The 8,758-nt window shown below is 65.5% G+C and carries 7 protein-coding genes; 3 read left to right on the top strand and 4 right to left on the bottom strand.

Features of this window, described 5'->3' with window-relative positions; translation table 11 throughout:
- Positions 1–3,311: indolepyruvate ferredoxin oxidoreductase family protein (locus ABZD10_RS11125; RefSeq protein ID WP_372886528.1), on the top strand; the 3,311-nt coding region annotated here is incomplete at its 5' end.
- A gap of 12 nt (positions 3,312–3,323) precedes the next feature.
- On the opposite strand, the gene hpaH is transcribed toward ABZD10_RS11125, so the two are convergent.
- From hpaH to hpaE, 4 genes are all read right to left on the bottom strand, one after another.
- The gene (hpaH, locus tag ABZD10_RS11120) at positions 3,324–4,124 is read right to left on the bottom strand and encodes a 2-oxo-hept-4-ene-1,7-dioate hydratase (RefSeq protein ID WP_372886526.1); all 801 of its coding nucleotides are present in this window, start codon (positions 4,122–4,124) and stop codon (positions 3,324–3,326) included.
- Positions 4,121–4,972 (bottom strand): fumarylacetoacetate hydrolase family protein, encoded by an 852-nt coding sequence (locus tag ABZD10_RS11115; protein WP_372886525.1) that lies wholly within the window; start codon positions 4,970–4,972, stop codon positions 4,121–4,123. The genes hpaH and ABZD10_RS11115 overlap by 4 nt, the downstream gene beginning before the upstream one ends.
- Before the next feature lie 84 nt (positions 4,973–5,056).
- Positions 5,057–5,911 (bottom strand): 3,4-dihydroxyphenylacetate 2,3-dioxygenase, encoded by an 855-nt coding sequence (gene hpaD / locus ABZD10_RS11110; protein WP_372886530.1) that lies wholly within the window; start codon positions 5,909–5,911, stop codon positions 5,057–5,059.
- Between the two features lie 35 nt (positions 5,912–5,946).
- Positions 5,947–7,455 (bottom strand): 5-carboxymethyl-2-hydroxymuconate semialdehyde dehydrogenase, encoded by a 1,509-nt coding sequence (hpaE, locus tag ABZD10_RS11105; RefSeq protein ID WP_372886524.1) that lies wholly within the window; start codon positions 7,453–7,455, stop codon positions 5,947–5,949.
- Between the two features lie 174 nt (positions 7,456–7,629).
- On the opposite strand from hpaE, the gene ABZD10_RS11100 reads away from it, so the two are divergent.
- Together ABZD10_RS11100 and ABZD10_RS11095 are read left to right on the top strand one after the other, a co-directional pair.
- A complete protein-coding gene (locus ABZD10_RS11100; RefSeq protein WP_372886523.1) occupies positions 7,630–8,007 on the top strand; it encodes a 5-carboxymethyl-2-hydroxymuconate isomerase in 378 nt (125 codons plus the stop codon).
- A gap of 191 nt (positions 8,008–8,198) precedes the next feature.
- Positions 8,199–8,758 (top strand): enoyl-CoA hydratase/isomerase family protein (locus ABZD10_RS11095; protein ID WP_372886521.1); only part of this gene is annotated, 560 nt, incomplete at its 3' end.

Raw genomic sequence — 8,758 nt, 5'->3', positions numbered from 1 at the left:
TGGTGCGGATCATGCTGGATCAGGCGCGGCGCGACCGGGCGGCGGGGCTGACCACGGCGGGATTCGTCTCGGGCTATCGCGGCTCGCCCCTGGGGGCCTTCGATCTGGAGCTGTGGCGGGCCCGCGCGCGGGTGGAAGAGGCGGGCATCACCTTCATGCCGGCGGTCAACGAAGACCTTGGCGCCACCGCGGTGCTGGGCGCGCAGCAGGCGATCTTCGACCCCGACTGCGAGGTCGAGGGCGTGTTTTCCATGTGGTACGGCAAGGGGCCGGGCGTCGACCGCTCCGGCGACGCGCTGAAACACGGCAACGCCTATGGCTCGGCGCCCAAGGGCGGGGTGCTGGTGGTGGCCGGGGATGACCATGGCTGTGTCTCCTCGTCGATGCCGCACCAGTCGGACGTGGCCTTCATGTCGTGGTTCATGCCGACGCTGAACCCGGCCTCGGTGGCCGAATATCAGGCGTTTGGGGAATACGGGATAGCGCTGTCGCGGTTTTCCGGCACCTGGGTCGGGTTCAAGGCGATCTCGGAAACGGTGGAGAGCGCGCAGTCGGTTGAGTTGCACCAAGACCGCGAATTTGTGCAGCCGGATTTCACCGCCCCGCGAGGCGGGCTGCATGTGCGCCCCTCGGACCTGCCCAGCCCCGAGATCGAGACCCGCATCGCGCACAAACTTGAGGCGGTCGAGGCCTTTGCCGAGGCCAACCCGATCGACCGGCGCATCTATGACATCGAAGAGGCGCGTTTCGGCATCGTGACCACCGGCAAGGGGCATTTGGACCTGATGGAGGCCTTGCGTCTCTTGGGGCTGGATGAGGCGAAATGCCGAAAGCTGGGCATCGATATCTACAAGGTCGGCATGGTCTGGCCGCTGGCGCGCCGCGATGCGCTGGCCTTCGTGCGCGGCAAGGAAGAGGTGCTGGTGATCGAAGAGAAACGCGGCATCATCGAAAGCCAGTTCAAGGAATATTTCTATGACTGGCCCGGCGACAAGCCCAAGAAGATGGTCGGCAAACACCGGGCGGCCGGCGACCCGTTGTTGCCCTGGACCGGCGAGTTCAGCCCCCTGGCACTGGTGCCGGTGGTGGCCGAACGTCTGGCGCATTTCTTCCCCGAGGAAGGGTTCGAAGCCAAAGCCAAAGCTTTGACTGAGAAACCTCCGGTTCTGTTGAAAGTGGATGGCGCGACGCGCACGCCCTATTTCTGTTCGGGCTGTCCGCATAACACCTCGACCAAACTGCCCGATGGCAGCCAGGCGGCCAGCGGCATCGGCTGTCACGTGATGGCCAGCTGGATGGGGCGCAACACGCTCGGCTATGCGCAGATGGGCGGCGAAGGCGTGCCCTGGGTGGCGGCATCGCGGTTCAACGGCAACCGGCACATGTTCCAGAACCTCGGCGAGGGCACCTGGTATCATTCCGGCTCATTGGCGATCCGGCAGGCGGTGGCCGCGGGCACCAATATCACCTACAAGATCCTCTACAACGATGCGGTGGCGATGACTGGCGGGCAGCCGGTCGACGGCCCGGTCTCGGTGCAGGGCATCGCCCAGACCTGCCGCGCCGAAGGGGTGGAGCAGATCGTGCTGGTGTCGGATGACATCGGCAAGTTCAGCCACGGCGATTTCCCCGCCGGCACCATGTTCCGCGATCGCGCTGCGCTGGATCAGGTGCAGCGCGAGCTGCGCGAGGTCACGGGCGTGTCGGTGCTGATCTACGAGCAGACCTGTGCCACCGAGAAACGCCGCCGCCGCAAGCGCGGCAAGATGGAAGACCCCAAGCGCTTTGCGGTGATCAACCCGCTGGTCTGCGAGGGCTGCGGCGATTGCTCGCTGGAAAGCAATTGCCTCAGCGTCGAGCCGCTGGAGACCAGATACGGGCGCAAGCGGCAGATCAACCTGTCGAACTGCAACAAGGATTTCTCCTGTCTGAACGGGTTCTGCCCCAGCTTCGTCACCGTCGAAGGCGCCGAGCGGCGCAGGAAATCCGGGGCCGAGATCGACCTTGCACCGCTGCTGGCCGATCTGCCGGCGCCGGAATTGCCATCCTTGGTGCGGCCCTTCGATCTCTTGGTCACCGGGGTCGGCGGCACCGGCGTGGTCACGGTGGGGGCGCTGATCACCATGGCGGCGCATCTCGAGGGGCGCGGATCGTCGGTGCTGGATTTCACCGGTTTTGCGCAGAAATTCGGCACCGTGCTCAGCTATATCCGGCTGGGCGAGAGCCCCGAGGACATCCATCAGGTGCGTATCGATCAGGGGGCGGCGGATGCGGTCATTGGCTGTGACATGGTGGTGTCCTCTTCGCCCAAGGCCTCGGTGCATTTTCGCAAGGGATCGCAGGTGGTGCTGAACCGGGCGCCGATGCCCACGGGTGATCTGGTGCTGCACCGCGACGCCGATCTGCGCATCGAGGCGCGCGAAGCGGTGATCCGCGCCGCAGTGGGCGCCGAGAACGTGCAGGGTATTGATGCGAACGCCTTGGCCGAGGAATTGCTCGGGGACAGTGTGTTCGCCAATGTGATGATGCTGGGCTTTGCCTGGCAGGCGGGGCTGGTGCCGGTCAGCGAACTGGCGTTGAAACAGGCCATTCTGCTGAATGCGGTGGCGGTTGAAAAGAACACCCGCGCCTTTGAAATGGGGCGGGTGCTGGCGGTGACGCCCGAGGCGCTGGTGCCGCCAGCACAAGCGCCCGAGGCCGAGACATTCGAAAGCGTGCTTGCCGACCGGATGGCGTTTCTGACCGCCTATCAGGATGCCGCCTATGCGGCGCGCTACCAGGCGACGTTGGCGCCGCTGCGGCAGGCACTGGGCGATGATCTGGCGATGATCGCGGCGAAATCTCTGTTCAAGCTGATGGCCTACAAGGATGAATACGAAGTGGCGCGGCTGCATGTCGAGACCGGCTTTGAAGAGCGTCTGAAAGAAAGCTTCACGGGCGATTTCAAGGTGATGTATCACATGGCGCCGCCCTTGCTGACCTTTGGTCGCGACGGGCGCGGGCGTCCGCGTAAACGCGCCTTCGGGCCCTGGATGGCGGCGGCCATGCGGCGGCTGGCGGGCATGAAGCGTCTGCGCGGCACGATGTTTGACCCCTTCGGCTATGCCTCGGAGCGGCGGCAGGAACGGGCCCTGATCACCTGGTTCGAAACCCTGCTGAAGGATCTCGCCGCAGGCGGTGGCGACGCCGACCCGAACCTGCTGTCCGAGCTGCTGGCGGCGCCGATGGACATGCGCGGCTATGGTCCGGTCAAGGCAGAGGCGATTGCCGAGGTCAAGGCCCGGGTGGGCGTGTTGCAGGCGCGGCTGTAACGCCGCCGCACCTCAGGCAAAGCCGATGTCGACCACGCCGAAGTCACCGAAATCGGCGTGGATTGCGCTGCCCGGCGGGCATTCCACCGGGCGGATGAAACTGCCCGACAGGATCACCTGACCGGCCTCGATGCGCTGGCCATATTGCGCCATGCGGCGGGCCAGCCAGACCACGCTTTCAACCGGATCATTGAGCACCCCGGCGCCGAGACCGGTTTCTTCGATTGTGCCGTCGCGACTGACCAGCGCCCCGACCCAGCGCAGATCAAAGGCCTCGGCCGCATGGCGGGCCGCGCCCAGCACGATGCCGGCATTGGCGGCATTGTCACTGATCGTGTCAAAGACGTTGCGGGCCTGACCCGTGGCCGGATCGCGGCGCAGAATGCGGGTGTCGAGAATCTCCAGCGCCGGCGCCACATGGCCCGTGGCGGCCAGCACGTCATCGCGGCTGACCCGGTCGCCCGCCAAAGGCGCCTTCATCACAAAGGCAATCTCGGCCTCGATGCGCGGCTGGATGAAACGCCCCCCGGGCACGGTGGCGCCGCTGGCAAATTCCATGTCGTCGAACAGGATGCCGCTGTCGGGAATGTCGATCCCCAGCGCCGATTGCATGGCCTTCGAGGTGAGCCCGATCTTCCAGCCGATCACCTCGCGCCCCCGCGCCAGCTTGGCCTCGGCCAGCGCCGATTGGATGGCATAGGCGTCATCCATGCCGATGCCCGGATATTGCAGCGACAACAGGCCGATCTGCCGGCCGGTGGCCTCGGCCTCGAGCAGCGCGGCTGCGGCTGCGGCGTGCTCCGCGGGGCTCATGCCTCGTCCTCGACACCGTTGCGCAATATGCCGATGCCCTCGACCTCGATCTCGACCACATCGCCGGGTTTCAGATAGCGCGGCGGATCGAAACGCGCCCCGGCGCCGGTGGGGGTGCCGGTGACGATGATGTCGCCGGGCTGCAGGGTCATGAAGGTCGAGATATAGGCGATCTCTTCGCGGATCGGGAACATCATGCGGCGCAAGACATCGTCCTGGCGCAGCTCGCCATTGACCCGGGTGATGATGCGGGCGTCATCCAGCTGCGCAGGGTCGGTGAAGGGCACCAGCCAGGGGCCGATGGCGCCCGAGCGGTCCCAGTTCTTGCCCTGGGTGACGTTGAACTTGGCGTGGCGCACCCAGTCGCGGATGGTGCCCTCGTTGCACAGGGTGAGGGCGGCGATATGGTCATAGGCGTCTTCGGCCGCGATGCGCCGCCCCGCCTTGCCGATGACGATCGCCACCTCGCCCTCATAGTCCAGCGTGTGGTTTTCCGGCGGGCGGATCAGGTTCTGGCCATGGCCGGTAAAGCCGCTGGCAAAGCGCGGGAACAGCGACATGTATTTCGGCTGCGCGCTGCCGTCCTTGTATTCGGCGTTGCGGTCGGGAAAGTTGACCCCGACACAAAGGATGCGCCGGGCGTCGGGCAGCACCATGTCATGGATGAAATCGCGATGGCTGACCGCTGCGCCGGGCGCGGCAGCGATGAGCTCGGCGAAACCGCCCGCCGCCAGCGCCTCATACAGCGTCCGCCACTGCGGAAACAGCGGGTTCAGCGCGGCAAACCCCGCGTCGCGCACCTCCCCGTAAAGCCGCTCTCCGCCCGCGATCACGCTCGCAATTCTCATGCCTTTCCCCTGCTTCATCTCGCCATAAATACTCAAATGCGCCACGATCCGTGCCCCCCTGCCGTCAAAGGTCCGCGCCGGTCTCTAGCCCACCGGAAAGATAACGTTGGTCTGGCCGGTGCCCGAAGAGGGGAAATACTCGGTCACCACCTCGCATTTGCCTTCGTAGCCATCCCAGCCCAGCGCGCCGTAAAGCATCGCCGTGTCATGCATCGCCCCTTCGCCACAGCAGTATTGCGCGTATTCCGGCAGCATCTTGAGAAAGGTGGCATGGTCGCCGCGTTTCCACATTTCCAGCACATGCAGATCCATCTGCCGGTTGAACTCCGAACTGATGGTAAAGGTGCCGTTATTGGCGGCGTAGTCCCGGTTGGCCCAGATCTTGTGGCTAAGCGAGCCCGAGGCCACCAGCAGCACCCTGCTGTCGCTGTCCTCGATGGCGGCGCGGATCGCCTCGCCGACGATGCGGCTTTCGTCATGGCCGTGCACCGTGCACCATGCGGCCACCGAGACCACCTTCATCTCATGGGCCCGGCTCATGAAGCGCATCGGCACCAGGGTGCCATATTCCAGCTCCAGCGAATCCAGCCGGTGCGACAGGGTATAGGCGCCCATCTGCGAGGCCTTGGCGGCGATCGCGTCGCCAAGCTCGGGGTTGCCCTCATAGGCATAGGGCAGGTCCTGAATGAACTGCGGAAACTCGTTCGAGGTGAACATCCCCTCGAAGCGGCGGTTGGCATTGATGTGAAAGCCGGCGTTGATCACCCAATGGGTGTCGCAGATCACCACCGTGTCAGCGCCCAGTTCCCGGGCGCGGCGGGCGATCTCGAAATGCCCGTCGATGGCCGCCTGGCGCTTGCCCTTGATCGGGCCCTCCTGCTCGGACATGAGCATGGTCGGCACGTGGGTCATCTTGGCGGCGAGAACGATCTCTCCCATGGTTTCCTCCCGGTTGGCGTGTTTCACGCGTCAATTCATGCGCCGAGGCGCGGTATCCTGTGCTCTCCGGTGGCAAAGCCGACCAGCTTCTGTTCCATGTAGAATTCAAAGGACCAGTCGCCGCCATCGCGGCCGATGCCCGAGGCCTTGACCCCGCCGAAGGGCGTCGGCAGGTGGCGAATGTTCTCTGAATTCACCCAGATCATGCCCGCCTCGAGCCGGTCGGTAAAGCGCATCGCGCGGGTCAGGTCGCTGGTCCACAGATAGCCGGTCAGCCCGTAATCGGTGTCATTGGCGATCTCCAGCGCCTCGGCCTCACTGGCAAAGGGGATCGAGGTCAGCACCGGGCCGAAAATCTCTTCCTGGGCGATGCGCATCCTGTTGTGGGCGTCGGTGAACAGGGTCGGGCGCAGGAAATAGCCGGTGTCGCCGAGGGTTTCGCCGCCGGCGGCGATGGTGGCGCCATCTTCCCGGGCGATATCGAAATAGGATCTCACCTTGTCGAAATGTTCCTTGCCGATCATCGGGCCGATCACGGTTTCGGGATCCAGCGGATGGCCGACCTTGATGTTGTTGATGCGCTCGACCAGCCGGGCTTCGAACTCTTCCCGGATCGTGTCCTCTACCAGAAGCCGCGAGGAGGAGGTGCAGCGTTCGCCGTTGATCGAATAGATCATGAAGATCACCGCATCCAGCGCCCGCTCGAGGTCGGCATCCTCGAACACGATCACCGGGTTCTTGCCGCCCAGCTCCAGATGGCAGCGCTTCAGCGTGTCGGCGCCCTGTTTCTGGATCAGGCTGCCGGTGCGGCTTTCGCCGACAAAGGCGATGGCCCTGATGGCCGGATGTTCGCAGAGCGCGCGGCCCGCGTCCTCGCCGAACCCGTTGACCATGTTCCAGACGCCGGGCGGCAGGCCGGCCTCTTCGGCGATCTCGACCAGGATGCGGGCCGACAGGGGCGAGAGTTCGGCCGGTTTGTGCACCACGGTGCAGCCCGCCGCCAGCGCCGGGGCGATTTTCCAGGTCGACAGCATGAAGGGCGTGTTCCACGGGGTGATGACGCCCACCGGCCCGATGGGTTTGCGGCTGGTGACATTCATCAGCCCCGGTGATTGCAGGGTCTTGCCGTCACGCGCCGAGGTCACCTGATCGGCGAAATAGCGGAAATTCTCGGCCCCGCGCAGCGCCGCCTTGGACATGAAGCGCAGCGCCTGCCCGGTGTCCCAGCACTCACAAAGGGCGATCTCTTCGGCGCGCGCCTCGATGCCCTCGGCGACGCGGATCAGGATGTCCCTGCGCTCGCGCGCCGGCAGGTCGCGCCAGGCCGGGAACGCCTCGGCGGCGGCGCGGGCGGCGGCGTCGATGTCGCCGGCATCGCCCCGGGCCACGGTACAGATCAGGCTGTGATCGACCGGCGATCGGGTGTCGAAAGCCGGCGCCGAGCCGGCGTGATCGCGCCCCGCGATACGGTGCTTGATGCCGTGCTGGCGGAAGCGGGCAAGATGGCCTTCGAGCCTGTCGAGATGGGTGGCAAGGTCTGACATGGGACTTCCTGAGCTGCTCCGGTTCCGGGGGACTGCGCGTTCCGTTGGGGATCAGCCTAGGGGCAAGGTAGTTAACATGTCAACTAAAATTGCAGCGCCTGTGCAAGGGCGGGGTGGGGGTTTGACAGCCGGCGCGGGAATGCGGATAGATCGCAGGACACCGGGAGACCCGCCATGCCACATGTCACGATCGAATATTCGGCCAACCTCGAGCCCGATCTGGATCCGGGCGCCTTCTGCGAGGCGCTCCGCGCGGTCGCGGCGGGGATCGACGCCTTTCCGCTTGCCGGTATCCGGGTGCGGGCGCTGCGGGCGGCGCATTACGCGATTGCCGATGGCGATCCGAAACACGGGTTCATCGACATCTCGGTGCGCCTTCGCGAGGGGCGGCCACAGGCGGTGAAAGAGGCCGCCACAGCCGAGATCTTTGCCGCCGCGCGGCAATTCCTGGCGCCGCTTCTGGCGCGTCGATCGCTCGCGCTTTCGCTGGAAATGCGCGATATCGACGCCGCGCTCTCGCCCAAGACCGGCAGTATTCGCGACCATTTGTGACCTGCCACGCGCCGTTCTTTCCATTGAATCGCATGGGCTTGCGTCAAAGACCGAACGGTCGGTCGGAAAACTGTTGACGCATCGTCACAAAGAAAGCAGTTTGCCCGGCGTGAAATTCACAACGTAACATTTTCGCATCCGGCGGGCGAATCCTGCGGCCGGAGTGATGCGTTCCATGCTGGAGGAAGACCATGAGCGAACCGGTCCGGATGACCGTAAACAACGGGATTGCCGTCATCGAAATCGACAACGCGCCGGTCAATGCGCTGAGCCAGGCGGTGCGCGCCGGGCTGATCGGAAGCGTGCGTGCCGCCGATGCGGATGACGCGGTGCAGGCGATCGTGATCTATGGCGCCGGCCGCACCTTCATCGCCGGGGCCGACATCAAGGAGTTCGGCAAGCCGCCGCAGGAACCGCATCTGCCGACACTGATCGACGAGATGGAGCTGGTCGCCACCCCCACCGTCGCCGCGCTGCATGGCACCGCCCTCGGCGGCGGCCTCGAGGTGGCGCTGGGGGCGCATTACCGGGTGGCGCTGGCTTCGGCCCGCTTCGGCCTGCCCGAGGTCAACCTCGGCCTGATTCCCGGCGCCGGCGGCACCCAGCGGCTGCCGCGTCTGGTGCCGGTTGCCAAGGCGGTACAGATGATGACGACCGGCGCGATGATCGGCGCCGGTGAGGCGCTGGAACTTGGCCTGATCGACGAGATCGCCAGCGGCGACGATCCGCGCGCCGCCGGCCTGGCCATGGC

The organism is Shimia sp., assembly GCF_041624275.1.
Taxonomy (GTDB): domain Bacteria; phylum Pseudomonadota; class Alphaproteobacteria; order Rhodobacterales; family Rhodobacteraceae; genus Shimia.
This window is presented reverse-complemented; position numbering and strand designations above follow the sequence as displayed.

Excerpts from the sequence above, each read along its gene's own strand:
- ABZD10_RS11115 (WP_372886525.1), bottom strand. The coding sequence starts at position 4,972 with ATGAGAATTGCGAGCGTGATCGCGGGCGGAGAGCGGCTTTACGGGGAG.
- hpaH (WP_372886526.1), bottom strand. The coding sequence starts at position 4,124 with ATGAGCCCCGCGGAGCACGCCGCAGCCGCAGCCGCGCTGCTCGAGGCC.
- ABZD10_RS11100 (WP_372886523.1), top strand. The coding sequence starts at position 7,630 with ATGCCACATGTCACGATCGAATATTCGGCCAACCTCGAGCCCGATCTG.
- hpaD (WP_372886530.1), bottom strand. The coding sequence starts at position 5,911 with ATGGGAGAGATCGTTCTCGCCGCCAAGATGACCCACGTGCCGACCATG.
- hpaE (WP_372886524.1), bottom strand. The coding sequence starts at position 7,455 with ATGTCAGACCTTGCCACCCATCTCGACAGGCTCGAAGGCCATCTTGCC.